Annotated in this window: 1 protein-coding gene; it reads right to left on the reverse strand. The window is 52.8% G+C overall.

Annotation, left to right across the window (positions count from 1 at the left end; genetic code table 11):
* Positions 1-875: elongation factor Tu (tuf, locus tag F3J31_RS23180; RefSeq protein ID WP_049055751.1), on the reverse strand; the 875-nt coding region annotated here is incomplete at both ends.

The following is an 875-nucleotide window of genomic DNA, read 5'->3' on the forward strand; positions in this document are numbered from 1 at the left end:
GTCACAACCATCTTGATGTTGTCGCCTGGCATTACCATCTCAACGCCTTCTGGCAGTTCGATGGTACCGGTCACGTCAGTAGTACGGAAGTAGAACTGTGGACGGTAGCCTTTGAAGAACGGAGTATGACGGCCGCCTTCGTCTTTGGACAGGATGTACACTTCAGATTCGAACTTGGTGTGTGGCTTGATTGAGCCTGGCTTAGCCAGAACCTGACCACGTTCGATTTCTTCACGTTTGATACCACGCAGCAGAACACCAACGTTCTCACCAGCACGGCCTTCGTCCAGCAGTTTGCGGAACATTTCAACGCCAGTACAGGTAGACTTCGCAGTCTCTTTGATACCAACGATTTCAACTTCTTCACCAACTTTGATGATACCGCGCTCTACACGACCGGTAACAACGGTACCACGACCGGAGATGGAGAATACGTCTTCGATTGGCAGCAGGAATGGCTTGTCAATCGCACGCTCTGGTTCTGGGATGTAAGAATCCAGGAAGCCAGCCAGTTCGATGATTTTCGCTTCCCACTCAGCTTCGCCTTCCAGCGCTTTCAGAGCAGAACCACGAACGATTGGGGTATCGTCGCCTGGGAAATCGTACTGAGACAGCAGTTCACGAACTTCCATCTCTACCAGTTCCAGCAGCTCTTCGTCATCAACCATGTCGCATTTGTTCAGGAACACGATGATGAAAGGAACGCCTACCTGACGACCCAGCAGGATGTGCTCACGAGTCTGAGGCATTGGGCCGTCAGTCGCAGCAACAACCAGGATCGCGCCGTCCATCTGCGCAGCACCGGTGATCATGTTTTTAACATAGTCGGCGTGGCCTGGGCAGTCTACGTGTGCGTAGTGGCGAGTCGGGGTGTC

This window comes from Enterobacter sp. Acro-832, assembly GCF_011752745.1.
Classification (GTDB): Bacteria; Pseudomonadota; Gammaproteobacteria; order Enterobacterales; family Enterobacteriaceae; genus Enterobacter; species Enterobacter quasiroggenkampii.